Raw genomic sequence first — 24,788 nt, 5'->3', positions numbered from 1 at the left:
CGCGATTAAAAACTCATCTGCCATTGCCCGATCAGGCCATGATTGCGACTGTTACTGCCGATTTCACCGCTGTAGCCGACACCGAGGGTATGGCGTGCCGACAGGCCGATATCCAGCCCTGCTTCCAGTAGCAAGCTGTCGCGATCCAGGGCGCTGCCTTCGACATTGAAGGCGGTGCCCCCCATCAGGAAGGCTTGGCGGGTGCTGCTGTCGACGTCGCCGTAGGTATGTTTCCAGCCGGCGCTGATCCGTGGCGTGAGGCTGATGCCGCTTTCCAGTTGGCTCAAATGCGCCAGGCGCAGACCGAAAGTACTGCTGAAATTATCCTGGGTTTGCCCCTCGACCCGCAGCGCCGCAGCGCCACCTTTTTCGCTATAGCTGTCACGGTGGTAGCGCTGATAACCCAGGTTGGCGAACGGCTCGGCACTCAGGCGCCCGCTGCCCATGGCATAACCCACTTCGGCGAAAGCTTGCTGGCTGTTGGCGTCGTAGTCACCCTTGGGCCGGTCGTTGAAACCATTGAAGGTCACGGTGCGTTTGCTGTCTCCTTGATGCCCGCTGTAAGCCGCCCCCAGGCGCAAGGCCAGCGGCCCGCTCTGGCGCATGGCGTAGACCCCGGCGTGCCAGCTGTCGACGCTGCCGTCGACGCCGGTGGTGTCCAGGTCGGTCTTCGAATAGCCGGCCAGCACACCCACCCGCCACTCAGGGTTGAGCGCCCAATCGGCGCCGAGCACGCTGCCCTTGGTGCGCTGGGTCAGGCCATTGCTGCCGTGGTCGCCGTCGAGCTTGCCGTAGCTGCCGATGCCTTGCAGCCATAGGCGGCCTCGGGCATTTGGGTCATTGAGGTTGCGCGCCTCGGCCGGTACGCCAGTGGCCGCGAGAGCAGGTGTATCGCCCTGATCAACCCCGACCAGCAATCCTGCACCGCCGCCCAGTTGATGCAGGGCTGTCAGCATGCTGGTGCCGACCTGGGCACTGGCGCCGAGGGTGGCGCTGGTCAGGTTGGCGGTGCTGCTGCCCGCCAATTGTTCGATGGCTGCGCCTGCGGTGCCAGTGGTGGTGTTGAGCAGGGCGTTATACAGCGCGTTGTTTTTGCCCAGGGTCGCCAGGCTGTTGGCGGCGCTACTGCCGTTGCCGGTGCTGGCGAACTGATTGAACGCTACATCGTTACGGGCGTAGGTCAGGCCGACCTGGGTCGGGCTGTAATCCAGGGTAGGGGTCAGGAAGGCATAGTCGCTGGTGACCGTGCTGAAGGTGCCATTGATGCTGCCCGCCTGCAGCACCGTGTAATGGCTCTGCCATGGATAAGCACCGCTGCCGGGATTCACGGCGAGGGTTGCGCCATTGAGGTAGGCGGTGCCGCCGACGTTGATCGGTGCGCTGCTGCCATCGGCGTTGACGCCATAGGCCAGGGTCGAGCCGCTGGTCATGGTCAGGTCGCGGGTGATGCTGGCGGTGCCCAGCGCCGTGTTGGTCTGCAGCGTACCTTTGACCAACAGGCTGCCGACACTGCCGCCACCTGCATAAATCCCCCCTTCGTCGACCGTCAGGTTGCCGACGATCCCTCCCTGGTTGATCAGCTTGGCACCGCTGTAGATCTCTCCACCGTCGCTGAAGTCGCCGCTGCCGGTCAGGGTCCAGGTGCCCTGTTTGACGTTCAGCGATTCGAAGTTACGACTGTCACCAAAACTGCCGCCGGCGGTGTCGTCCATGGTCAGGCGGTCGTAACCGCTGCCGCCGTCCACCACGCCGACAAAACGGCTGCCGTTGCGCAGGATCAGGTTGTCATCGCCACCGCCCAGATCCAGGGCCAGGCCGTTGCTGGCGCTGATCAAGCCGGCGTTGATTACCGTGTCGGCAAACTCGCCGACGAACTTCACGCCAAAGCCATTCAGACCTTCGATGGTGCCGTGGTTTTCCAGGGTGGTGGCGGCCAATCCGGATCCGTCGCTGCCGTCGTCCACCAGGATCGCGTTGTTGGCGCCGCTCACGCGTGCGCCAACGCCGTTGAATACATAGCCGCCGCCGAGGGCGATGCCTTCGCTGCCGTTGGCAAAGCCGTTCTTGTCGACACCGCCCGCGCCTGTGCCTTGGATGACGCCGTAGTTTTCGATATGGGCGATCTTGTCGATGTCCACGCCGTCACCATCGCCATCAGGTTGCAGCCCGGAATACGCGCCGGTGATGGTGCCGTGGTTGATCACCGTGCCGTCGCCATCAGAACCAAAGCCGGAGCCGTTGCGACCGATCACTGTGCCGTAGTTGGTCAACGTTGCGCCCAGGTCAGTGGTAATGCCGTGACGCCCACCGGAAATGGTCCCGTAGTTGGTCACGGTCACGCCGGTGGCCGAGTCGATATCGACGCCATCGAACTTGTCATCCCGGGAGAAGGTGTCGCCGGTGGAAATCTCGCCGTAGTTGGTGAGGGTGGCGTTGGCGCCGGTCTTCATGCCGTCACTGGCATCGCCCCGGATCAACCCGCCTGCGCGGTTGATGAGGGTGGTGGTCACGTTATTGCTGCGGACTGCATCCAGGTCCAGGCCTTGGCCGGTGGCAGAGCGAATGGTGCCGCTGTTGTCGATCAACAGGCTGCCGCTGGCGAAGTTGCTGTCAATGCGCAGCGCGTCGTTGGCGCCCTGGATCACTCCGCCTGCGCGGTTGTAAATGCTGTAGTTGCGCGCCTTGGTGAGGTCGCCACTGCTGTCGATGGCCCGGCCTCCAGTGGAGACGAGGGTGCCCGCGTTATCAATCACCACGCCCTTGCCGCTGGTACCGTCCTTGAGGGTGACCGCCACCTTGGCGGTGGTGATGCTGCCGGGTGCCGAGGTCGTCAGCGTGTCACTGCCGCCCAGGGTTTGCGCGGTAGTGGTTGGTGTGTCGATCTGCACTGTCTTGGCCTGCGCCAGTTCAACGAAGCCGCCGCCGGTCAGCAGGGCGAGGGTGAGCGCAAGACGGTGAGGCGAGGAGGGCATGGTGATCGACCTTGTTTTAGGAAACGAGGCGACCTGTATAGCGGAGGGTGTTTACAGGAATATGTCAGGGAAGCGACGAAGAGGGATGTGCATTTTATTGCGTTTATTTTACCTGATGCTTAGCATGTACGCATTTTATTGCGCTTGTAGGTCTGCGCAGATTGTGTTTATGCACTATATTGCAAATGAATTACCCTCTACTGCCTTTCAGGTGCATTAAATTGCGGATGGATACCTCTTTCAGGCTGACGCTTCAGATTTTCGATAAATGCCATTGGCAGGACGCGATGATTCTCGAATTTGCTGAGCCGCAAAATGGTTTTGCCAGCCCTTGCCGGTTTTCCTATGACTCCGATTACCTGAACAGTCATTACGAGCGGGTTGAAACTATATTTGCCAACGCGGTCAGTGCCCAGGTGCCATTGAATTGGGCGCAGGAGACACCGGGGCAAGCTCCGGCCTTTCTCTATGACATTGCACCTGCGGGCGCTGCAAAGCGTTTCCTTATGGAGCGCATTGGGCGGCAAAAACCGGATCATATCGGCGCTGATCTGTTTCTGCTGGCACGTAGTACGCAGGCGCCGATTGGCCATATGCGTATCAAGGAGTCTGTGCAGGCAGACGAGGGGCGGCCAGCCATAGGGTTTGCACGCAAGGAAGTGGTTGAGCGCGACACCCGTTTTCTTGAGTACGCCTACGAAGAAGGTGCCGCGATTGGTGGTGCCACTGGCGCGGGTGGCGAGGCGCCGAAATTATTGTTGGCTCAGAACCATGAAGGGCTCCTGTACCCCGACGCGGTATTGAGCGATGAGCACGTCAGCCAGCACTGGTTTATCAAGTTCGCTCGCAATAAAGGTTTGCAGAGAGACCAAGACATTCTCAGGAGCGAATTCCACTACTACAAGGCACTACAGGCACTGGGCATCGATACTGTCGCGGCCGAGGGATTGGTGCTGGAGGATGGCGAAGGGATAAAGCCCAGCTTATGGATGCACCGTTTTGACCGTAATGTCAGTACTCAAGGGGTCGAGCGTTTTGCGGTCGAGTCAATTTACTCATTGGCAGGTAACACTGCGCCCGGCAGTGCCATGTCGCACTTGGACGTGGTGCGTGCACTGGTCGGCAAATGGAAACAGGCCAACCAGGGCGACCAAGTGACCGATTTGATTGCAGACTATCTGCGTCGTGACTTGCTGAACAAAATCTTGGGCAACTCAGACAATCATGGGCGTAACACTTCGATTATTCGAGGTACTGACAGCCTACGTCTGGCGCCTATTTATGATCTGGCGCCTATGGTCATGGATGACGAGGGCATTACCCGCACGACGAAATGGCCGCGTTCTCTGGAGGTGGCAGGTGATATCGACTGGCGTGGCGTCTGTGATGTTCTTTCACCGTTCATTGATCCCGAACAAGCTTTTGAGCGGCTCCGACAAGACGCCGAGCACTTGCGGGCACTGCCGGACGTTCTGGCGGACAACGGATTGCCGGACGTTACTTTGAACCATCCCGGCATTAAGTTGCGCGGCCTTGATCAACACTTGAATAGCTGGGGGTTGAAATGACACTTTCAGTCGACGACCGTGCCCAGTTGATAGAGAGCATCGAGCGAGGGTTTGCCCAAGGAACGTTGGAGATAGGAGAAGCGGTGCGTCGTTTGCGCGTGGAGGCCACCGGTTTGCATCAAAGCCAATTCGCCAAAATGTGCAAAATTTCAGTTCGTACGTTGGTGCATATCGAACACGGACAAGGGAATCCGACTTTGAAGTCGTTGAATGCCGTATTCCGCCCATTTGGACTGCAAATGGGGGTGATGAGGGTACGGCGGATCTACCCGGAAATGGTGACGTTCTAAGAAAAATTGTCGCCTGATCTGTTCAGGATGATCGTTCCCATGCAGCGGGAACGATCAATGGCTCAGGCCCGGCACTCCGCCAGCGTCTTCACCTGCCCGTCACCGGCCTGGTTTTCATCCGAAAGCCAGTGCTCAAACCCTGCCCCAATCGCCGGCCATTCCGAATCCAGAATCGAAAACCACGCCGTATCCCGGTTCTGCCCCTTGACCACCATGTGCTGGCGGAACACTCCTTCAAAACTGAAGCCCAGGCGCTCGGCCGCATATTTGGAGCGGGCGTTACCGTTGTTGCACTTCCATTCCAGGCGGCGGTAGCCCTGTTCGAATGAATGCCTGGCCAGCAGGTACACCGCCTCGGTGCTTTTCGGCGAGCGCTGCATCGGTGCGCCGAAGGTGACGTGGCCGATTTCGATACGGCCCTGGGCCGGGACGATGGACATCAGGCTGAGGATGCCTTGCACCTCGCCGGTAGCGCGATCGATGACGCTGAAGAAGTACGGGTCGCTGTTGGCCGCGTGGTTGTCCAGCCAGGCATCGAACGCGCTGCGCTCGAAGGGGCCGTAGGGCAAATAGTCCCACAACTTGGGGTCGGCGCCGGGGCCTGCGAGGGCTTGCCACAGGCCATCGCTGTGGCGGGCCGGGTCAAGTTTTTCCAGGCGGATAAAGCGCCCTTCGATCAGTTGGACCGTCGGTGCGGGAACGCCTTTCCAGTCTGCCAGTGATGTCGACATACGGTGCTCCTTAAAGGCCTTTGCGAAACTGGATGAAACCAGGACGTTCGGCGATGCGTTCATAGAGTTGAATAGCGGTGGTGTTGGTCTCGTGGGTCAACCAGTGGACCTTGCAGCAGCCATCCGCCTTGGCGGTGGTGTAGACGAACTCAATCAGTTTGCGGCCCACACCGGTACCCCGTTGAGCCGGGTCTACCAGCAAGTCCTGCAGGTAGCAGGAGTTCTCGATGCTCCAGTTGGAGCGGTGGTAGATGAAGTTGACCATGCCCACAGCCTTGCCGTCCTGCCAGGCAAGGGCCGAGTGAGTCGGCTCGCTGGGGTCGATCATGCGTTGCCAGGTGCTGGCACTGACTGCGTCTGGCAGTTCAGTGTTGTAGAAGCGCAAGTACGCTTGCCACAGGGGCAACCAGGCAGCGTGGTCGGCGGTTTCTACCCGGCGGATTTCGATCTGGCTCATGTTGGCTCCTTGGGGATGAATCGGGCGAGGGTCTGGTCGCGCAGGTCCGAGCTTGCAGCCAGCCCTTCGCGCACGCCGGCGATGTCTGCTGCGCTGCGGTTCTGGCTGAGTTTGCGTTTGCCCACCAGGCGCTGGATCGGCAGGGCGAAGCCGACAATGGCCTTGAGCATGCCGTCAATGTAGTCCGCCGGGGCATCGCTGACTTTCCACGGCTGGGTCCGAGTGGATTCGTGGCGATTGGTCAGAGCGCTGACCAGCTTGAGTAGACGCTCGGCATCGGTGAACACCTCAGCCTGGCCGTAAGCATGGACTGCGAGGTAATTCCAGGTAGGCACCACTTTGCCGTGTTCAGCCTTGGCCGGGTAAAACGATGGACTGACGTACGCATCGGCACCGGCAAAAATCACCAGGGCCTCGTTGCCGTTTTGCAGGTCTTGCCACTGGGGATTGGCCTTGGCCATGTGCCCGTAGAGGGTGCCATTGGGACCTTCATCGGGGTTGAGCAGCAGCGGCAGGTGGCTGGCTTGCAGGCCTTGTTCGCCAAAGGTTACCACCTGCGCCAGGCGTGTGTGCTGGATCAGTTGCTGGAGTTCGGGCAAATCATCGAGGGCAAAGGCGCGGGGTGTGTACATGAATATTTTCCTTGGCGAATGGCTACATCCTAGGCAGGCTAATGGTTCGTTGTAAGAGCCATCTTTGGTCCATTTCATAGGTCCAATTCGCGGAGCGTTTGCCATGCCCTCGTTAGAGCCACCGCTGTCGTTCAACCCTGCCGGAATCGAACTGGATCGACGACAGGGGCTGACGCGTCAGCTGTACCAGGCCCTGCGCCAGCGAGTCCTAGATGGGCGGTTGGTCGGTGGCACGCGGCTGCCAGCCAGTCGGGATCTGGCGGCTGCCTTGTCGATTTCCCGTAACAGCGTGGTGCGGGCCTACGATCAGCTCTATGCCGAAGGCTTTATCGAAGGACGGGTTGGTGATGGGACCTATGTGGCACAACTGCCGACAAGCGAGGGGGCGGCAAAAAAACTATCCACAAAACTATCCACAGGGTTTTCAACAGGCTTATCCCCAACCTTATCCACAAAATCATTAAATTCCACTGGGATTTCGTCCAGTAAAGTTATCCACAGTCCCGCTTTGGCACGGCTGGAAAACAACCATTTACCTCAGCCTCCCGCTGGCCCGCCGCGAGCTTTTCGCGTGGGCGTACCGGCCTTCGACCTGTTTCCGTTTGACGTCTGGGCCAAGCTGAATGCGGCTTTCTGGCGCAAGCCCGACCTGCAGCAACTGTGTTATGGCGACCCGGCGGGAGATGAGCGACTGCGTGGACTGATCGCTGCCTATTTGCGCAGTTCTCGAGGCATGCAGTGCACGGCTGAGCAAATAGTGATCACCAGTGGCGCGCAGCAGGGAATTAGCCTTTGTGCACAGTTGCTGGTGGCGCCTGGGGACACGGTAGCCATTGAAAACCCGGGCTATCGGGCGGCCGGGCATGCGTTCGCGATTGCGGGTGCGAAACTCCACGGCGTGGCGGTGGACGGTGAAGGCATCGACTGCACCGCACTGAACATGCTTAACGATTGTCGTCTGGCCTACGTCACGCCCTCCCACCAATACCCAATGGGGGTGGTGATGAGCCTGGCCCGACGCCTGGAATTACTGGCCTGGGCCGAGCGCAGCGGCGGCTGGATCATCGAGGATGACTATGACGGCGAGTACCGCTACAGCGGCGCTCCCCTGGCGCCGTTGGCAGCGTTGGACCGCAGCGGGCGGGTGCTCTACGTCGGCACCTTCGGCAAAGTCGCTTTTCCGGCGTTGCGCCTGGGTTACCTGGTATTGCCGCCAGGCCTGGTGGACGCCTTCTCCCAGCGCCGTGCCGTGGATGTGCGGCACTCGGAAGTCAGTACTCAGGCGGTAATGGCCGAGTTCATGGCGGCAGGGCATTTCCAGCGGCACATCCGCCGCATGCGCCGAGCGGCCTTGAGTCGGCGCAACGCCTTGCTGGCCGGTTGGCCCGCCGACGTGCCAGGCATGGGCAACCTGCCCAGTGTTGCGGCAGGTCTGCACCTGACAGTGAGGGTGGACAGCCTGGCCAGAGAAGATGAATTGCAGGGCCAGGCGCGCGAGGCTGATGTCGAGGTCAATGGTTTGAGCAGCTATTGGCTACCGGACTCCAGCACTCCACCGGATCAGCGTGCCGGCTTGGTGCTGGGGTTTGCCGCAGTGCCCGAGGCCGCTATCACTGATGCGCTGGCGCGGTTGCACAAGGCGTGGCTGCCCCGGTAGCGCATCGCGCGGTCAACGCAGAGGGCGTTCTAGCTTCAGAAATACTGCCTGCATCAGTGGATCGCTGAGCTTGCGCACTTGGTTATCCAAGGGGGTACGGTGGTTCAGCTCGTGCTGGACGGCAGGGGTGAATTGCTGCAAATGCGAGTCGGCAATCTTGAGATGAGCTGCGGTGAACGTGTTGGCGGGGGTCTTGAGACTTGGGTAGTGGAAGTGGGCCAGCCATAAGGGTTGATCCTTGTTGGCCGTGTCGAGAATCACGTACTCCTGGAAGTAATCCTGCTGCTGGGTCTTGATTCTGCCGGCGGCGTTGCGAGTGACCCGGACCTGATCGTTGTCGAGCAGCCACTGAAAATAGGCCTGGCGGGGTTTGCGGGTCTTGAGGATTTTCGCCCGGGTATTGATGCCTTCACGGCGTAGCCGGGCGGCAGCCTCACGCAACTCTACGGGCAGACCGGCCACCGGGGCGAGCTTTCCGGCGTTGGATGCATCCGAATTGAGCGTTTCGACCGTCGTGGCAGCCAGTTCCAGCTTGAGGGCTTGTTGGTCGAAAATATCCTGCATGTCTGCAGGTACCCGATTGGGTTTGAGGGCGTCCTTTTGCGTGCGTTTGATAAAGGCGTTGGTGTCTATGTTGAGGTCCATCGCGTCGCTGATCGTTTGGGCATAGTCGCCGTGGCTGGTTGAAGAGTGAACGGCCCAGGGCTGGATAAGCTTCAGCGGCTCTTGTTTGGGGGTATCAGCTGATTTTTTGGGTTGATCTTGGGGGCGGGTTTTGGTGATTTTTATTTTGGGGCGAGGCCTGGAAGGACCGGCGGTGTTCCTGGCGGAAGCAGTCTGTTGTGAAAGCAGGCTATTGAGTTTGCCCTGTGCCAGGTGCTGAAACTCCTCGACCAGTACCTTCAGGCGTGCCAATTGAGTTGGCTCAACCAGGTCCGGGTAGTCCCCTGGTAGCTCATCGATACGCTGGCTGGCGCTGGTGTAGTCATCCACGATTCCGAGCAGGTGTTCGATCTGGTCTTCCCCCGCCGGGCCGTCCTCTATACCTCGCATCATGTGCACCAGCGATTTGCTGGCCAATCCTGCGCGGTGTACGACGTAGGCGACCATCGTTCGCGCTTCCTCCATGTCCTGAGCGGCCTGTTCACGGATGCACAGTTCGTAGGCGGTGGCGATTTCATTGGTTTTCAAGTCCCATTTAGTGAACTTGGGGGCCAATGCTTTTAACCGTACGACCTCCATGACGCCGGGAGCGCCGAGGCCAGCGAGTTCACCCTGCATTTGGTTCAGGAGTCCCAGCTTGGCTTGCATGTCGTGACTGAGTTGAACGCCCAGGTTGATATCGTCCAGAAGTGGTTGTCGAGAAGGACCTGGCTCAGACTTCAAGGCGCTCTCGATACGTGACATGACGCCTGAATAGCCAATTTGCTTGATTGATATCCACAGGCTGAGGTGCTTGTGGTGTTCAATGCTCAGCCTGAGCAATTCCTGTGTGTACCCCTCAGTGCCCCCTGCCTCTCGCCACTTTTTGAACAGCGCCAGCGTTTCTTGGTAAAGCGTGCTGAGTTCTTCGGTCTTGGCCAGACTGCGCTGCAGTTTCAGCTGATACTGCGATGATTCTTGTTCCTGCATGAAGTCTCGATACAACGCCTGCAGCTCAGTCTTCAGCGGCTTTTCTCTTGCCTTGCGTTCTTCCAACTGCTCATCCAACACCTTTAGGCGCTGCGCCTTGGCCAATCGCTTGGTTTTCAGTTGGCTTTTCAGGCTTACGCCGCTGCCGAGCAAGCGCAAGCTGGTATCGATGCGCCAAGAGCCCGTGGGCCCATGGCTCAGGCGAGGGCCTTCCCGGGAAGGGTGTTGGGGGTCGAGTACCAGGATGTTTTCATCTTCATCAGCCACCACCTCAAACCAGCGTTGGCCAACCTGTGCGTAATGGGTGTCCTGTAACTGATGCAATGGTGAAGCCGGTGAAGCCGGTGAGGCGGTGAGTGTTATTGCGTTGTCCTGCAGGTTTGGCGCCGCGACCTTGAGACTGTCCAGGTAGGTATTCAGTTGCTCAGGTGTTCGACGCGGCACCGAACCTGCAATTGCGATGGTTGCGTATTCACTGTGGGGCAATGAGCCGTGGGCGACCGTCGTGGGGCGGTTTTGCATCGCCGTCGATGTTTCACCCTCTGTGAACACTGGCCTGAAATGAGCGTGCTGTTTGGTTCCTGTTTGGCGATGATGATGGGCCTGATGGGCAACCATGATCGCCAGCGCCATCAATACATCGCCCAAGCTTGTCCATTGGATCAGGTCGTCGCCTTGATTGTGGGCATCCACCGTTTGTTGGATATCGCTGATGACTTGCCAGGCCCATACCGCTACACCTGCGGACCCGTTCAGAAAGTTCGAGGCCACGTTGAAAATCGCCCAGCCACTGTCTGCGAGCAAGGCCCACTGTCTCTCGGCGTTGGACAGCGATTGGCGGTCTGCCAGTTCGATCATGGCCTTCGTGTTGGCGTCAAAGAGGGCACCAAAAATATCGCCCGTCAGTTCAGTGCTGGAGAAAACGACGGGCCCTGTCCACTCGTGCAGGCTCAATGGCTCAGACAACGACTGAATCGTCAGCCAAGGCGAAGGCAGGCCAATGGGGAAGATATATTGGGAGTAGTTGAAGCTCAGCGCCCGGTCAGGCAGCCAGGCAAGTATCGAGTCGCGCAGTTCGCCCGGTTGGTGCATGGCATAGAGCATGTTCTGGAGTGACTGGAACTGCAGCAGTGGGTTGTCCAGCAAGGGACGATAGAGCAGGCACGGTCCGTCATCCGGGTCGCGCGGGCCAATAATAAACATATTGAGAATGTTATCGCTGGTGCTGCTGAACCGACCCTGTGGGCGAATCGATAGCGGTCTGATCACGATAGGCTGTCGGTTATCGGGCGTCGGCTGAACCAGTTCGGCGATGTAGCGATAGCCTTGGGCATCCACATTGCCCTGTTGTTTGACTTTGCATTCCAGCGCCAGCAGCGGGAGCATCGAACGTAGTTGGCGGCTGTGGAATTGCTTTTGTCGGGGTGCTTCGTGCGGGTCATCGACCAGGTTGCTTTTGATCAAGTGGGGGTAAACCTTACCGATGTCGACGTGTTCCGCAATGTCCGTCAGATAGCTGATGGTGAGCCAGTCAGGAACGGTTTGCCCATGTTTGAAGCTTGCGCTGGCCAGGTAGGGTGGCGAGTTGGTGAGGCCATATTCGCCAAGGGTCTGGACACGCCGTTCGAACGGATTGGGCAGGGTAAATACACCTGCTGTGAAGCTTTCCGTCAGGATGATTTGCAGTTCATCGAGCGGCAGTTTGCCGGCGCCTTCCTTTGTCTTGTCGGCAATGATGGCTTCACGCATTGTCTTTTGGGCGAAGGCGTTAATCGGGGGAATGCTGAACAGGTCATCCGGTGTCTGATTACGCAGCGTGCTCAGTTCAATCAGGTATTGGCTGTAGTCGCTCAGTTCATGTGTCGACGCCTGGAGCAGCCAGTCGGGTATCGCCTCTTCAAGTTGCGTCAGTCGGGTTGTTTCCCGGTCACTGAATTCATCGGTCGAAGGAGGCGTAACGTCGTTTTCCTGAGTGGAGGGCGTTGGCGGATCGATGATATTGAGTGATTCGATTTTCTTGAGCTGAGTGCTGATCAAGGCCCAGGCCATATGGTCGAAGAAGTTGCCTTCCGGCTCGACCAGCCGCCAGGAAAACGGCTCTGAAGCTTCCAGCGGTTCGAATAGTGGGCGTAGTGCGACACCCAGCGCTTTCACCGAGCTGAATGTTTCATAGCCGAATTCGACGGTGTACATCAGCAGGATGTCGCGTTGTTTGTAGCGGCCTTGTAGAACCGCGATACCTGCCAGTGATAGATGTTTAAGGGCCTTCCCGTTTGGGATGTCGATGTCGACCAGGCAGGCTTGGATGTCTGCCATCTCTGGTCGTCGGGTTACACGTTCCTGCTTGTCGGGGAATGTCGATACCGCTTGGGCGATGGCGCAGTGATCGGCATCCCAACCCCCGACTTTCTGCACATTCAGTGCTTTACGAAGGCCATCGGAAAGCTCTTGCCAGCGAGGCAGCTTGGCGCCTGTGGCGTTCCAGAAGGCCAGTTGCTGCTCCTTGAATGAGAAGAAAAACACGGAGGCTAAATCATTAAGCAGTTGTGCGATTTTTTCGATGCTGACTTCCAGGTGCACCGGGTTGTCGGACAAAGGTTGGCGCGTAAGAAAGTGTTCCCCTTCCAGGAAGTTGGCGACCGTTTCTTCCAGGCACTGGCCGATCAGGGTTCGGCTCAAGGAGACGTACCGGATGTGACTGCAGACCAACTCGTTATCGATGAGGCCCCACGCCGGGGTAGCGATCATGGTGTCGTCGGGGTCGATGTCCAGATCGGGGTAGAGGGTTTTCAGCTCTACGCGCAGCAGATTCGAGGCGACTTCGTGGAGGGTTGGCCCTTCGTAGCTCAGGCGGGTGAGTAGGGCCTTTTCCAGTAGTGGGTGTGTCAGTGGAGTGGCGTGTGGGGTTGAAGGGGTTGCGCTCATAGCCTTTTCCTTGCCGTGATCGGTACCGGTGAGCGGTACCGTTGCGAGGCAAAAAGCTAACGAGGTGTGTGGTGTGGCAGGTAGTAGTTAGATAGGCCGGGGCAGGTCTGTCTGCCCCGGCCAGTGCGTGGCTCAGGTCCCGGACTTGATCTTGGTCCAGGCGCGAGTCCGGGCGCGTTCAGCTTTGCTGTCCAATGGCTTCAAGGTGTACAGCGTGGCCATCGCCGCTTCGGTGGGGTACAGGTTGGGGTTATTGCGGATCGCCGGGTCGACCAACTCGGTGGCGTCCTTGTTCGGGTTGGGGTAGCCGACGAAATCGCTCACGGGCGCAATCACTTTGGGTTGCAGCAGGTAATTGATGAAGGTGTAGGCGTCCTGCGGGTTCTTCGCGCCTTTGGGAATGGCGAGCATGTCGAACCAGATCGGTGCGCCTTCCTTGGGCAGGCGCATGTCGACGATCACACCGTTCTTGGCTTCTTTGGCGCGGTTGGCGGCCTGGGAGAAACTACCGGAGTAACCGACGGCGACGCAGATGTCACCGTTGGCGATATCTGCCATGTATTTGGAGGAATGGAAGTAGGTGATGTAGGGGCGAATCTTCATCAGCAACGCTTCGGCTTTTTCATAGTCCTTGGGGTTGTTGCTGTTGGGGTCCAGGCCCAGGTGCTGTAAAGCCAGCGGCAGGATCTCCGACGGCGAATCCAGCAACGCGACGCCGCACTGCTTGAGCTTGCTGATGTTCTCTTCCTTGAAGATCAGGTCCCAGCTGTCCACGGGTGCATTGGCGCCCAGCGCCGCCTTGACCTTGTCTGGATTGAAGCCGATGAGGATGGTGCCGTACATGTAAGGCACGGCGAATTTATTGCCCGGGTCGTTGGCCTCGATCAACTTCATCAGCTTGGGATCGAGGTGGTTCCAGTTCGGCAACTGGCTGCGGTCCAGCGGCTGGAATACACCGGCCTCGATCTGCTTGGCCAGGAACACATTGGACGGCACCACCACGTCATACCCGGAGTTGCCGGTGAGCAGCTTGGCTTCTAGGGCTTCGTTGGTGTCGAAGATGTCGTAAACCAGTTTGATCGCGGGGTTCTGGGCCTTGAAGTCTTCCAGGGCTTTGGGGGTGATGTAGTCGAACCAGTTGTAGACCCGCAGGGTTTTTTCTTCGGCGTGGGCGACGCCGCCGATGAGCGCCGTGCACAGGACCAGAGACTTGAGCATGTTCATTGTGGCGACCCCTCGTGTTCAAAGCCTTCGAGTACGTTGACGGCGTTGATGCCGATTTCTTCCACGGCGTAGCCGCCTTCCATCACGAACAGCGTCGGCTTGCCCAGGCGGGCGATACGTTGGCCCATGCGCAGGTAGTCGGGGCTGTCGAGTTTGAACTGTGAGATCGGATCGTCCTTGAACGTGTCCACTCCCAGGGAGACAACGATGACGTCGGCACCGTAGCGCTCGATTTCCGTGCAGGCTTCTTCCAGCGCGGCGCTCCAGCTGTCCCAGCCGGAACCCGCCGGCAGTGGATAGTTGAAGTTGAAGCCTTCACCTGCGCCGTCACCCCGCTCATCGGCATAGCCCAGAAAAAACGGAAACTCCGCTTCCGGATGTCCATGGATCGAGGTGAAGAGCACGTCGCTACGCTCATAAAAAATCGACTGGGTGCCGTTGCCGTGGTGGTAATCGACATCGAGGATCGCGACCTTTGTGTGGCCCTGATCGAGAAAGGCCTGGGCGGCGATGGCGGCGTTGTTGAGGTAGCAATAACCGCCCATCAAGTCGCCGGCGGCGTGGTGTCCCGGCGGCCGGCACAAAGCAAAGGCGCTGTGGGCGCCTTGCTGGATCGCTTGTTGGGCGGTCAGTGCTACTTGGGCCGCGCTGTAGGCCGCTTGCCAGGTGCCGGCGGTGATCGGTGCGCCGCCGTCGAAGCTGTAATAGCCCAGTTGGCCATGCAGGCTGGTGGGCAATACGCGGCGCAAGGTACGAGCCGGCCAGGTGTAGGGCAGCAGGTCACCGTCCTGGCCAAACTCGGTCCAGCGTTGCCAGGCGCCTTTGAAGAAGTCCAGGTAGTCGCGGCTGTGGATGCGTTGCAGCGGCGCCAGGCCAAAGTCCTGAGGGGCTTGCACGGGGCCCAGCTCGCGATCCTTGACCCGTTGCAATACATGGTCGGCGCGGGAGGGCATTTCGAAGCAGGGCATCAATTTCCCGTCCATCAATTCGCAACGGCCGTGGTGCAGATGATGATCGTCCGAGTAGATCGTCAGCATATTGTTGTTCTCCGCAGGCTGATTGGGATGCCTTGCAGTGTTGCGGTGCGCGGGGTTTTGGAGAACGGCAGGAGCGGCCAAAAGGGGATAAATATGGCCAAAGTCTATGTCCGTTATTCGCCCCTCAATGAAGCAGCCGTGCCCGGTCGTGGCGCATCACGGCCTGAACTGGCTGGGTGCTACGCCGCTCCAGCGCACGAAGGCATGCCTGAAGCTCGCGGTTTCGCTGAAACCCAATTGCTCGGCAATACGATAGATCGGCAGTCCATTCTCTCCCAGCAACTGCTTAGCCCGCTCGAAGCGTAGTTCGTCCAGCAGTTCCTGGTAGCTGCAACCCAGGTCATGCAGATGCCGGCGCAAGGTGCGGGGTGAACAGTTCATCTGCTCGGCCAGTCCATCGATGCCCGGTGCGACGCTCAATTGCGCCGTCAGCAATAGGCGCACACGGCCCAGCCAGGCCTGGCGCCCGGTGAATTCGGTGTTCTGTTTGCGGCAGCGCTCGGCCATGGCGCGATGGGTGATGGCGTCGGCCAACGGCAAGGGTTGATCCAGCCAGCGCCGGTCGAAGGCGAAGGCATTGGCGGTGGCTTCAAACTGCAGCGGGCAGTCGAAACGTTCGGCATAACGCGCGCGGTAGTCGGGGGCCGAGTGCTCAAAACGGGCACCGAGCAATGTCAGGGGATGGCCCAGTAAATCGTCACAGATGACTTTCAGCGAGACCAGGCAGAACTCGACATTGAATTCGGTCAGCGCCGGGTTTTCCCGGTAATCGCTGGCGGTGAACCAGATTAGCTGACCGTCTTCTTCCAGGCTCAGCTCAAAAAGTGTTCCCAACAGCGCCGGGTAGCGCAGGGCCAGGCGCAAAGCGTCACCGAAGGTGGCACTGGTCAGCAGCGCATAGCCGAGCATGCCGTAGGACGACACATGCATGCGTTGGCCCAGTTCCAGGCCGATATCCCGGCGCAAGGCCACGGCATTGGTGCAGACGCGCATTTCCTGATTGGTGGTGATGCACGTGTCGGCACGGCTCAGGTCGGCACCGCAGATGCCGCTACCGGCCAGCAACACCTCGCTGGCGACGCCTTCGGTCTTGAAGGTATCGAGTATCAGGGAGACCGCATTGAGGGTGGTGAGGTGCGAGTGAAGCATGGGGGCTTCCAGCCAGGGGTTGGCTGGAAGCGAGCAAGTTATATGCCGTCGATCAGTTGAGCTCGCCGCACAGGTCCAGCTCGACCAGTCGGCGAATCTCTTGAGTCGCGAGCCCGGCACCGATCAGTGCATTGAGTTTGCCGAACGCTGCTTCGCGGGTCATGCCGCCTCCCGACAACACGCCAACACCCCGCAAGCGGCTGCCGGCTTCATACACGTCCAGCTCCACGCCGCCTTCATGGCATTGGGTGATTGCCACGACCACGATGCCCAGCTCTTGAGCCCGCTTGAGGCTGGCGAGAAACGCCGGGTTATCGCTCGGCCCGGTACCGCTGCCGAAGCATTCCAGCACCAGTGCCTGAATGCCGCTGTTGATCAGTCCGTCGAGTTGCGCGGCGGTGATGCCCGGTACCAGCGGCAGTACGCCGACGTTGGCGAGCACTTTGTCATGACGATAATTCAGCGCCGCAGGCACCGAGTCAGCCTTGGCCACGCCGCCATTGCGCTGCAACGCGGCAAACGGATGGCGGCCAAAACTGCGAATCTTCGCGCAGCGGGTCGGCGCCATCAGCTCGCCATGGAAATACAGTTGCACATCCGGCGCCAAGCCTTCGCCCAGCGCCACGAGTGCACCACTGACGTTTTCCCAGGCATCGCTATCGGGCACGCCGGCCGGCAGCATGGAGCCGGTGAACAGCACCGGCGCCGGCAGGCCCAGCAGTTGGAAACTCATAGCCGCCGCGCTGTAGGCCAGGGTATCGGTGCCGTGCAGGATCAGTACGGCGTCGCAGCCGGCATCCACCGCTTCGATCACGGCAATGCGCAAACGCTGCCAGTAGGTGGGGGTCATGTTGGCGCTGTCGATCAGCGGGGACATTTCCCGGAAGCGCCAGGCAGGGACTTTGATGTGGGGTTGGCTGGCGAGGAAGTCGCTCATGCGCGCTTCAAAACCCGAAGCAGGCGCCAGGCCATTAGCGCTGGCCTGCATGCCGATGGTGCCACCGGTGTAGAGCACCATGACGTTGTTAGCTGGGGACATCGAGAATTCTCCTGAACGAAAAACACCGCGTGGCCCAGAGCATGCCCAAGGCCAGGCGGTGTGTCACGGGGTATCCGGTCTCATCAAAAGCGTAACTGTATTGGCGAGACCGGATAGCTCTTAGCGTTGCGCTTGAGCGTTCAGTTCAGCCGTTGCCTTGGCAGCGGGTTCTGGCTTCGCCGGATTGGCGGGCCAGGCGTTACGGTCCAGGTCCAGGTCAGGGAACTGGCTGGAATCGAACACTGGGGTCTTGATGCCCGCAGCGCGCTGGTTGTCGTAGTCATTCAGGATGCGCATGGCGATCTTGAACAGGAACGCCAGGGCGAACAGGTTGACGAACGCGAGCATGGTCATGGTGATGTCGGCGAAGGCGAACACGGTGCCGAGGTTCTCGATGGAACCCCAGAAGATCAGCACCAGCACCAGCGCGCGGTAGCCCATCAACACCTTGCGGTTGTCGCCCACAATGAAGCGCAGGTTGCTCTCGCCGAGGTAGTAGTTGTACATGATCGAGGTGAACACGAACAACGCCAGGGCGACCGAGATGAACATCCGCCCCCACTCACCGACAACTGCCGCCAGGGAGTTCTGGGTCAGTGCGATACCGTCGCCCTCAAAGCCTGGAGTGTAGAAACCCGAGAGCAGGATCAGCAACGCGGTGCAGGTGCAGATGATGAACGTGTCGAGGAACACGCTGAACGCTTGCACCACACCTTGGGCGATCGGGTGTTCCACCGAAGCCACGGCTGCCACGTTAGGCGCACTGCCCAGGCCGGCTTCGTTGGCGAATACGCCGCGTTTCACACCCATGATAATGGCGCTGCCCACCAGGCCACCGAAAGCTTGGTCGAGGCCGAAGGCGCTCTTGACGATGGTCATCAGCATGGCCGGTACGTGGTCGAATTGCAGCACGATCACGTACAGGGTCACGGCGATGTAGACCAGGGTCTTGACCGGCACCAGCAGGTCGGCGATCGAAGCGATACGCTTGATCCCGCCGATAAACACTAGGCCCAGCAATACCGCCAGGGCCAGGCCGGTGTAGGTGGTGTCCAGGCCAAAGGCGTTATTCAGCGAGTGGGTCACGGCATGGGCTTGCAGGCCGTTGAAGGCGAAGCCGAAAGTCACCAGCAGCAGGAACGCCATCACCATACCCAGCCAGCGTTTGTGCAGGCCGTGCTGGATGTAATAGGCCGGGCCGCCACGGTATGTACCTTCAGCGTCGGTGCGTTTGTAGAGTTGGCCGAGGGAGCACTCGATAAAGCTCGAGGACATGCCCACCAGTGCGGTCACCCACATCCAGAACACGGCGCCCGGGCCACCCAAGGTCACGGCAATGCCGACACCGGCAATGTTACCGGCACCCACACGCCCGGCGAGGCTGAGCATCAGCGCCTGGAACGAACTGAGCTGACCGGCGCTGCTTTTCAGGCTGTCGCGGAACACCGCAAACATGTGGAAAAAGTGGCGCAGCTGAACGAAACGCGAGCGGATCGTGAAGTAACCACCGAGCCCGACAATGAGCACGATCAATACTTTCCCTGAGAGGAAGTCGTTGATGACTTCTAGCATGGAGTGTTCCTCGCTGATTTTTCTAATGGCAAACGCAGGACGGTCCGATCCTTCGCATAGCACCAGGCAGTGCGCGACGGTCGACCCCAATCCTTTTGCGGGTGTTTTTATTCATGCGGTTTCGCGCTTCACAGGGCCTCGTTACCGACGACCGCTGACGCGAAGAGGGGCGGCACTATACCTAGGCGAGCGGCTTACGTCTTCCCGCACCGATTAAAGGTTTCACCAAAATGCTTCGGGAGGTACGTATCCCTGTGGGAGCCGGGCTTGCCCGCGATGCGGCCCGGTCAGTCGACATCACGGTTGCCTGGCACGCCGCTATCGCGGGTAAGCCCAGCTCCCACAGGGTATTGCGGTGTTCGTTTGATCGTATTCCAGGCAAAAAAAAGGGCCTGAAGAACGAGCCTTCAGGCCCTCAAAAGGTGAGAGGTGTCTAGTCCCTCAACCTGGTGAGCGGTGCAACAGCGCTTAGGCCTTCAAAGGCACCAGACGCGGGGCAATCATGTTTTCCGGGCGCAGGATGTCGTCGAGCATGGCGTCGTCGAGCAAGCCTTCTTCGCGCACCAGTTCCAGCACGCCGCGGCCGCTTTCAAGGGCGATACGGGCGATACGGGTGGCGTTTTCATAGCCGATGTACGGGTTCAGCGCGGTGACCAGGCCGATGGAATGCTCCACCAACTCGCGGCAGCGGGCTTCGTTGGCGGTAATGCCGACGATGCAGTGCTCGCGCAGCATGTCCATGGCGCGTTGCAGCAGGCGGATCGAGTCGAAGATCTTGTAGGCGATCAGCGGCTCCATCACGTTCAGTTGCAATTGGCCGCCTTCGGCAGCAATGGTCAGTGCCAAATCGTTACCGATGATTTGGAACGCGACCTGGTTAACCGCTTCCGGGATCACCGGGTTGACCTTGCCGGGCATGATCGAGCTGCCTGGCTGGCGAGCCGGCAGGTTGATCTCGTTGATGCCGGTGCGTGGGCCGCTGGACAGCAGGCGCAGGTCGTTGCAGATCTTCGACAGCTTCACCGCGGTACGCTTGAGCATGCCGGAGAACAGCACGAAGGCGCCCATGTCGGAGGTGGCTTCGATCAGGTCGGCTGCCGGTACCAGCGGCTGACCGCTGATGGTGGCCAGGCGCGAAACGGCCAGGGCCTGGTAACGCGGGTCGGCGTTGATGCCGGTACCGATGGCGGTGCCACCCAGGTTGACTTCAGTCAGCAGCTCCGGCGCCAGGGTCTTCAGGCGAGCCAGGTCTTCACCCAGGGTGGTGGCGAAGGCGCGGAATTCCTGGCCGAGGGTCATCGGCACGGCGTCTTGCAGCTGGGTACGGCCCATTTTCAGGACGTGGCTGAACTCGACGCCTTTGGCGGCGAACGCCTGGATCAGGCTGTCGAGGCTGGCCAACAGTGCGTCGTGGCCCAGCAGCAGACCCAGGCGGATCGCAGTCGGGTAGGCATCGTTGGTCGACTGCGCCATGTTCACGTCGTTGTTCGGGTGCAGGTACTGGTATTCGCCCTTGTTGTGGCCCATGGCCTCCAACGCGATGTTGGCGATGACTTCGTTGGCATTCATGTTGGTTGAAGTGCCAGCGCCGCCTTGAATCATGTCCACCACGAACTCTTCGTGGAAATCGCCGCGGATCAGACGGGCACAGGCTTCGCTGATGGCAGCGTGCTTGGCTTCGCTGAGCTGGCCCAACTCGCGGTTGGCGTCAGCGGCGGCTTGTTTGACCATTGCCAGGCCGACCACCAATTTCGGGTAATGCGAAATCGGAACGCCCGAGAGGCGGAAGTTATTCACCGCTCGCAGGGTCTGGATGCCGTAATACGCTTGAGCGGGTACTTCGAGTACGCCAAGCAGGTCTTTTTCTGTGCGGAATGATGCAGCGGAGGACATGACGGAAATCATCTCGATATGGACCCGGAACTGGCCGGAACGCTGTGAATGCTAGGCTTGCAGAAGTTTTAGGGCCAATGCTGTTAAGCACTGCCCTATGCAGAAACGGCATAATGTTGGTGTGACCCGATTACCATGGCGGGCGTGTGTGCCAAAATGGTGCATACCCTGGGAGGACCTGATGAACCTTGAAAGCAAATGGCTGGAAGACTTTAGCGCCCTGGCTGCCACCCGCAGCTTCTCCCAGGCGGCGGAGCGGCGCTTCGTCACCCAGCCAGCGTTCAGCCGCAGGATCCGCAGCCTTGAGGCCGCACTGGGGCTGACGCTGGTCAACCGCTCGCGTACGCCGGTTGAACTGACGGCGGCGGGGCAGCTGTTTCTGGTCACCGCCCGCACGGTGGTCGAGCAACTCGGTGAAGTGCTGCGCCACTTGCATCACTTGGAAGGCGGGCAGGGCGAAGTGATGCAAGTGGCGGCCGCGCACTCCCTGGCATTGGGGTTTTTCCCGCGCTGGATCGCCCAGTTGCGTAACGAAGGCCTGAACATCGCCACGCGGCTGGTCGCCACCAACGTCGGTGACGCCGTGCATGCACTGCGTGAGGGCGGTTGTGACCTGATGTTGGCGTTCTATGACCCGGATGCCGCGATGCAGATGGACCCGGAGATCTTCCCGTCGCTGCACCTGGGCAATACCGAAATGCTCCCAGTGTGCGCCGCTGATGCGGACGGCAAGCCGTTGTTCGACCTGGAAGGCGAGGGTAGCGTGCCGCTATTGGCCTATAGCGCCGGGGCTTTCCTTGGGCGTTCGGTGAACCTGCTGTTGCGTCAGCGTGCGCTGCGGTTCACCACGGTTTACGAAACGGCGATGGCCGACAGCCTGAAAAGCATGGCCCTGGAAGGCTTGGGGATTGCCTGGGTGCCGCAGTTGAGCGTGCGTGCCGAATTGGGCCGAGGTGAGCTGGTGGTGTGCGGTGGTCCGCAATGGCATGTGCCGTTGGAAATTCGACTGTACCGCTGCGCGTTGGTGCGCAAGGCGAATGTGCGGTTGTTATGGCGCAAGTTGGAAGGCGGTGCGGCGCAAAATACCTGAGCCAACACAGATCAAATGTGGGAGCGGGCTTGCTCGCGAAAGCGCAGTGTCAGTCAACCCATCTGTGGCTGATACACCGCATTCGCGAGCAAGCCCGCTCCCACATTGTTTTGTGGTGTTTTCGCTGACTCTTAAGTCAATAAAACCGCCGGTTTGCCCTCTAAGACAGATGGTCGCCCAAGGGGCTGTTTATCCGCTGTATTACGGTATACTGCGCGGCCTTCGGCCGGTCCAACCGGCCTTAATTCGTACAACAAGCCACGCCGGATTTCCCGCGTGGCTTGTTGTTTTTTGACGCGCCTGCGGGCGCCCAGAGAGAAGAGGCACGACGATGAGTGCATTGGTTGGCGTGATCATGGGCTCCAAGTCCGATTGGTCCACCCTTAGCCACACCGCCGATATGCTGGAAAAGCTCGGCATTCCGTATGAAGTGAAAGTGGTCTCCGCCCACCGCACGCCGGATTTGCTGTTCCAGTATGCCGATGAAGCAGAATCCCGTGGCATCGAGGTGATCATCGCCGGTGCCGGTGGTGCGGCGCACCTGCCGGGCATGTGTGCGGCCAAGACCCACCTGCCGGTACTCGGTGTGCCGGTGCAGTCGTCGATGCTCTCGGGCGTGGATTCGCTGTTGTCCATCGTGCAGATGCCCGCCGGTATTCCGGTGGCAACCCTGGCGATTGGCAAGGCCGGTGCGATCAACGCAGCCTTGTTGTCTGCCAGCATCCTGGGCGCCAAGCACCCGCAGTTCCACGCGGCGCTGAAAAAATTCCGTGCCGAGCAGACAGACAGCGTCCTGGACAATCCAGACCCACGCATCGCCTGAGGTTGTTGACGATGAAAATCGGTGTAATCGGTGGCGGCCAGTTGGGCCGTATGCTGGCCCTGGCGGGCACCCCGCTGGGGATGAACTTCGCTTTCCTGGATCCGGCGCCGGACGCCTGTGCTGCGGCGCTGGGTGAACACCTGCGAGCTGACTACAGCGACCCGGATCACCTGCGCCAACTGGCCGATGAAGTCGACCTGGTGACGTTCGAGTTCGAAAGCGTCCCGGCCGAAACCGTGGCCTTTCTGTCGCAGTTCGTCCCGGTGTACCCGAGCGCCGAAGCCCTGCGTATTGCTCGCGACCGCTGGTTCGAAAAAAGCATGTTCAAGGATCTGGGCATTCCAACGCCCGCGTTCGCCGACATCCAGTCCCAGACGGACCTGGACGCTGCAGTCGCGGCCATCGGCCTGCCGGCTGTGTTGAAGACCCGCACGTTGGGTTATGACGGCAAGGGCCAGAAAGTCCTGCGTACCGCCGCCGATGTGGTCGGTACTTTCGCCGAGCTGGGCAGCGTCGCTTGCCTGCTGGAAGGTTTCGTGCCGTTCACCGGTGAAGTTTCGCTGATCGCCGTACGCGCTCGTGATGGCGAAACCCGTTTCTACCCGTTGGTGCACAACACCCACGACAGCGGCATCCTCAAGCTATCCGTAGCCAGCACCGACCACCCGCTGCAAGCCCTGGCCGAAGATTATTCCAGCCGGGTGTTGAAGCAGCTGGATTACGTCGGCGTGATGGCGTTCGAATTCTTTGAAGTCGACGGTGGCCTCAAGGCCAACGAAATCGCCCCACGCGTGCACAACTCCGGGCACTGGACCACCGAAGGCGCCGAGTGCAGCCAGTTCGAAAACCACCTGCGGGCGGTAGCGGGCTTGCCGTTGGGGTCGACGGCCAAGGTCGGCGAGAGCGCGATGCTCAACTTCATCGGTGTCGTCCCTCCGGTGGAAAAGGTCCTCGCTATCGATGACTGCCACCTGCACCACTACGGCAAGGCGTTCAAGGTCGGGCGCAAAGTCGGCCATGCCAACCTGCGCTGTGCTGATCGCGCGACGTTGGAACAACAGATCCTCAAGGTCGAAGCGCTGATCGCTGAACAATAACCCAAACGCTGGCGGGAACCATTGGTAACCGCCATCCTCTGATTGCAGGATGCCAAAGTCTGACTAGGCTCTAGCTAAATTCATTCAGAGGGAAATGCCATGGGTATTATTGGAACCATCTTTATCGGCTTGATCGTCGGCCTGCTGGCGCGTTTCCTGAAGCCAGGTGACGACAGCATGGGTTGGATCATGACCATCCTGCTGGGTATTGCCGGCTCTTTGGCCGCCACCTACGGCGGTCAGGCACTGGGTATCTACCAGGCAGGCCAGGGTGCAGGTTTTATCGGTGCGCTGGTGGGTGCCGTGATTCTGCTGGTGATCTACAGTCTGCTGAAAAAGAAGTAATTCAGTGTTGATCCCTCTGCGCTACGCAGGCGCAGAGGGCTAGAATGCTCGGCATTGTTTCCTTGCCGAGCTACTCCATGCGCCGTCTCTTGTTGACTCTCCTCCTGCTGGGCACTGGCCTGGCCCATGCCGGCGAACTGCCGGAAACCGATTGGCTTGAATTGATGCCCAAGTCGGACCAGAAAGCCCTCGAGCAAATGCCGGAAATCGACCACAACTCCCCGGAAGCCCAAGGCACCTTTACTGCAAAGGGTGGTTTGAAGCAGAGCAAGGGTTTGCCTGCGGTGATGTATTCCACCAAGACTGTGGCGGCCATGAACGGCAAGAACATCCGCATTGGTGGTTATCCGGTGCCATTGGAAACCGACGCCAAGGGCCGCAGCACGCTGTTCTTCCTGGTGCCTTACCCAGGTGCCTGCATCCACGTGCCGCCACCGCCGCCTAACCAGTTGGTGCTGGTGCGTTATCCCAAAGGCTTGAAGCTGGATGACATCTACACACCGCTGTGGGTGACGGGAACGTTGAAGGTGGAGACGGTCAACAATGACCTGGCTGACGCGGCGTATGCGCTGGATGCGGGGAAAGTGCGGGCGGTCAAAGAGTCGGATCTCTAAAACACGCGGCGCGCTTGTGTGGGAGCTGGCTTGCCTGCGAT

General features: G+C 59.8%; 19 protein-coding genes. 8 read left to right on the top strand and 11 right to left on the bottom strand.

Annotated features, from left to right (window positions below):
- Window positions 1-5 precede the first annotated feature (5 nt).
- Entirely contained in the window at window positions 6-2,972 is a 2,967-nt protein-coding gene (locus HKK55_RS25160; RefSeq protein WP_169357073.1) for an autotransporter domain-containing protein, read from the bottom strand.
- Window positions 2,973-3,199: 227 nt separating this feature from the next.
- Here HKK55_RS25160 and HKK55_RS25155 point away from each other — a divergent pair, with 227 nt between their 5' ends.
- Both HKK55_RS25155 and HKK55_RS25150 read left to right on the top strand, forming a co-directional pair.
- Window positions 3,200-4,540, top strand: a complete 1,341-nt coding sequence (locus HKK55_RS25155) for a type II toxin-antitoxin system HipA family toxin (RefSeq protein WP_237151294.1) — start codon at window positions 3,200-3,202, stop codon at window positions 4,538-4,540.
- Window positions 4,537-4,830: a helix-turn-helix domain-containing protein gene (locus HKK55_RS25150; protein WP_169357071.1), complete on the top strand. Its 294-nt coding sequence runs from the start codon at window positions 4,537-4,539 to the stop codon at window positions 4,828-4,830. The genes HKK55_RS25155 and HKK55_RS25150 overlap by 4 nt, the downstream gene beginning before the upstream one ends.
- Before the next feature lie 62 nt (window positions 4,831-4,892).
- Here the strand turns inward: HKK55_RS25150 and HKK55_RS25145 are convergent, their stop codons facing one another.
- Genes HKK55_RS25145 through HKK55_RS25135 form a run of 3 tightly spaced genes read right to left on the bottom strand, consistent with a single transcriptional unit; the run spans window position 4,893 to window position 6,650 of the window.
- On the bottom strand, window positions 4,893-5,561 hold the full coding sequence (locus HKK55_RS25145; protein ID WP_169357070.1) for a GNAT family N-acetyltransferase: 669 nt from the start codon (window positions 5,559-5,561) through the stop codon (window positions 4,893-4,895).
- Window positions 5,562-5,571: 10 nt separating this feature from the next.
- Window positions 5,572-6,018, bottom strand: a complete 447-nt coding sequence (locus HKK55_RS25140; protein WP_169357068.1) for a GNAT family N-acetyltransferase — start codon at window positions 6,016-6,018, stop codon at window positions 5,572-5,574.
- Window positions 6,015-6,650 carry an FMN-binding negative transcriptional regulator gene (locus HKK55_RS25135; RefSeq protein WP_169357066.1) on the bottom strand — a complete coding sequence of 212 codons (636 nt, stop codon included), beginning with the start codon at window positions 6,648-6,650 and terminating at the stop codon, window positions 6,015-6,017. Before HKK55_RS25135 ends, HKK55_RS25140 begins: the two co-directional genes overlap by 4 nt.
- A gap of 103 nt (window positions 6,651-6,753) precedes the next feature.
- Between HKK55_RS25135 and HKK55_RS25130 the strand changes: the two genes are divergently transcribed.
- On the top strand, window positions 6,754-8,307 hold the full coding sequence (locus tag HKK55_RS25130; RefSeq protein ID WP_169357065.1) for a PLP-dependent aminotransferase family protein: 1,554 nt from the start codon (window positions 6,754-6,756) through the stop codon (window positions 8,305-8,307).
- 12 nt (window positions 8,308-8,319) lie between these two features.
- On the opposite strand, the gene HKK55_RS25125 is transcribed toward HKK55_RS25130, so the two are convergent.
- The 7 genes from HKK55_RS25125 to aspA form a co-directional block, all read right to left on the bottom strand.
- The gene (locus HKK55_RS25125) at window positions 8,320-12,864 is read right to left on the bottom strand and encodes a DUF6543 domain-containing protein (RefSeq protein WP_169357063.1); all 4,545 of its coding nucleotides are present in this window, start codon (window positions 12,862-12,864) and stop codon (window positions 8,320-8,322) included.
- Window positions 12,865-12,996: 132 nt separating this feature from the next.
- Entirely contained in the window at window positions 12,997-14,088 is a 1,092-nt protein-coding gene (locus tag HKK55_RS25120) for a polyamine ABC transporter substrate-binding protein (RefSeq protein ID WP_169357061.1), read from the bottom strand.
- Window positions 14,085-15,125 carry a histone deacetylase family protein gene (locus tag HKK55_RS25115; protein WP_169357059.1) on the bottom strand — a complete coding sequence of 347 codons (1,041 nt, stop codon included), beginning with the start codon at window positions 15,123-15,125 and terminating at the stop codon, window positions 14,085-14,087. The genes HKK55_RS25120 and HKK55_RS25115 overlap by 4 nt, the downstream gene beginning before the upstream one ends.
- A gap of 156 nt (window positions 15,126-15,281) precedes the next feature.
- Entirely contained in the window at window positions 15,282-16,274 is a 993-nt protein-coding gene (locus HKK55_RS25110; RefSeq protein WP_169357058.1) for an AraC family transcriptional regulator, read from the bottom strand.
- A 52-nt stretch (window positions 16,275-16,326) separates the two neighbouring features.
- Window positions 16,327-17,313, bottom strand: coding sequence for an asparaginase (locus HKK55_RS25105; RefSeq protein WP_169357056.1), 987 nt, complete (start codon window positions 17,311-17,313; stop codon window positions 16,327-16,329).
- Window positions 17,314-17,433: 120 nt separating this feature from the next.
- A complete protein-coding gene (locus tag HKK55_RS25100; RefSeq protein ID WP_169357054.1) occupies window positions 17,434-18,885 on the bottom strand; it encodes a sodium:alanine symporter family protein in 1,452 nt (483 codons plus the stop codon).
- Window positions 18,886-19,353: 468 nt separating this feature from the next.
- Window positions 19,354-20,778 carry an aspartate ammonia-lyase gene (gene aspA, locus HKK55_RS25095; RefSeq protein WP_169357052.1) on the bottom strand — a complete coding sequence of 475 codons (1,425 nt, stop codon included), beginning with the start codon at window positions 20,776-20,778 and terminating at the stop codon, window positions 19,354-19,356.
- A 181-nt stretch (window positions 20,779-20,959) separates the two neighbouring features.
- On the opposite strand from aspA, the gene HKK55_RS25090 reads away from it, so the two are divergent.
- The 5 genes from HKK55_RS25090 to HKK55_RS25070 all read left to right on the top strand — a co-directional run bounded on the left by HKK55_RS25090 (window position 20,960) and on the right by HKK55_RS25070 (window position 24,747).
- Complete coding sequence (locus tag HKK55_RS25090) at window positions 20,960-21,868, top strand: LysR substrate-binding domain-containing protein (RefSeq protein ID WP_169357051.1); 909 nt, start codon at window positions 20,960-20,962, stop codon at window positions 21,866-21,868.
- A 331-nt stretch (window positions 21,869-22,199) separates the two neighbouring features.
- Window positions 22,200-22,691, top strand: coding sequence for a 5-(carboxyamino)imidazole ribonucleotide mutase (gene purE, locus HKK55_RS25085; RefSeq protein ID WP_003213411.1), 492 nt, complete (start codon window positions 22,200-22,202; stop codon window positions 22,689-22,691).
- A gap of 11 nt (window positions 22,692-22,702) precedes the next feature.
- Window positions 22,703-23,788 (top strand): 5-(carboxyamino)imidazole ribonucleotide synthase, encoded by a 1,086-nt coding sequence (locus tag HKK55_RS25080; protein WP_169357049.1) that lies wholly within the window; start codon window positions 22,703-22,705, stop codon window positions 23,786-23,788.
- A gap of 99 nt (window positions 23,789-23,887) precedes the next feature.
- A complete protein-coding gene (locus HKK55_RS25075) occupies window positions 23,888-24,133 on the top strand; it encodes a GlsB/YeaQ/YmgE family stress response membrane protein (protein WP_169357047.1) in 246 nt (81 codons plus the stop codon).
- Window positions 24,134-24,210: 77 nt separating this feature from the next.
- Window positions 24,211-24,747, top strand: coding sequence for a DUF3299 domain-containing protein (locus HKK55_RS25070; RefSeq protein WP_155582391.1), 537 nt, complete (start codon window positions 24,211-24,213; stop codon window positions 24,745-24,747).
- The last annotated feature ends 41 nt before the right edge of the window (window positions 24,748-24,788 follow it).

Source organism: Pseudomonas sp. ADAK18 (genome assembly GCF_012935695.1).
In the GTDB taxonomy this organism is placed as follows: domain Bacteria; phylum Pseudomonadota; class Gammaproteobacteria; order Pseudomonadales; family Pseudomonadaceae; genus Aquipseudomonas.
This window is presented reverse-complemented; position numbering and strand designations above follow the sequence as displayed.

Coding starts and splice junctions, on each gene's coding strand:
- HKK55_RS25160 (WP_169357073.1), bottom strand. CDS start 2,972: ATGCCCTCCTCGCCTCACCGTCTTGCGCTCACCCTCGCCCTGCTGACC.
- HKK55_RS25155 (WP_237151294.1), top strand. CDS start 3,200: ATGGATACCTCTTTCAGGCTGACGCTTCAGATTTTCGATAAATGCCAT.
- HKK55_RS25150 (WP_169357071.1), top strand. CDS start 4,537: ATGACACTTTCAGTCGACGACCGTGCCCAGTTGATAGAGAGCATCGAG.
- HKK55_RS25145 (WP_169357070.1), bottom strand. CDS start 5,561: ATGTCGACATCACTGGCAGACTGGAAAGGCGTTCCCGCACCGACGGTC.
- HKK55_RS25140 (WP_169357068.1), bottom strand. CDS start 6,018: ATGAGCCAGATCGAAATCCGCCGGGTAGAAACCGCCGACCACGCTGCC.
- HKK55_RS25135 (WP_169357066.1), bottom strand. CDS start 6,650: ATGTACACACCCCGCGCCTTTGCCCTCGATGATTTGCCCGAACTCCAG.
- HKK55_RS25130 (WP_169357065.1), top strand. CDS start 6,754: ATGCCCTCGTTAGAGCCACCGCTGTCGTTCAACCCTGCCGGAATCGAA.
- HKK55_RS25125 (WP_169357063.1), bottom strand. CDS start 12,864: ATGAGCGCAACCCCTTCAACCCCACACGCCACTCCACTGACACACCCA.
- HKK55_RS25120 (WP_169357061.1), bottom strand. CDS start 14,088: ATGAACATGCTCAAGTCTCTGGTCCTGTGCACGGCGCTCATCGGCGGC.
- HKK55_RS25115 (WP_169357059.1), bottom strand. CDS start 15,125: ATGCTGACGATCTACTCGGACGATCATCATCTGCACCACGGCCGTTGC.
- HKK55_RS25110 (WP_169357058.1), bottom strand. CDS start 16,274: ATGCTTCACTCGCACCTCACCACCCTCAATGCGGTCTCCCTGATACTC.
- HKK55_RS25105 (WP_169357056.1), bottom strand. CDS start 17,313: ATGTCCCCAGCTAACAACGTCATGGTGCTCTACACCGGTGGCACCATC.
- HKK55_RS25100 (WP_169357054.1), bottom strand. CDS start 18,885: ATGCTAGAAGTCATCAACGACTTCCTCTCAGGGAAAGTATTGATCGTG.
- aspA (WP_169357052.1), bottom strand. CDS start 20,778: ATGTCCTCCGCTGCATCATTCCGCACAGAAAAAGACCTGCTTGGCGTA.
- HKK55_RS25090 (WP_169357051.1), top strand. CDS start 20,960: ATGAACCTTGAAAGCAAATGGCTGGAAGACTTTAGCGCCCTGGCTGCC.
- purE (WP_003213411.1), top strand. CDS start 22,200: ATGAGTGCATTGGTTGGCGTGATCATGGGCTCCAAGTCCGATTGGTCC.
- HKK55_RS25080 (WP_169357049.1), top strand. CDS start 22,703: ATGAAAATCGGTGTAATCGGTGGCGGCCAGTTGGGCCGTATGCTGGCC.
- HKK55_RS25075 (WP_169357047.1), top strand. CDS start 23,888: ATGGGTATTATTGGAACCATCTTTATCGGCTTGATCGTCGGCCTGCTG.
- HKK55_RS25070 (WP_155582391.1), top strand. CDS start 24,211: ATGCGCCGTCTCTTGTTGACTCTCCTCCTGCTGGGCACTGGCCTGGCC.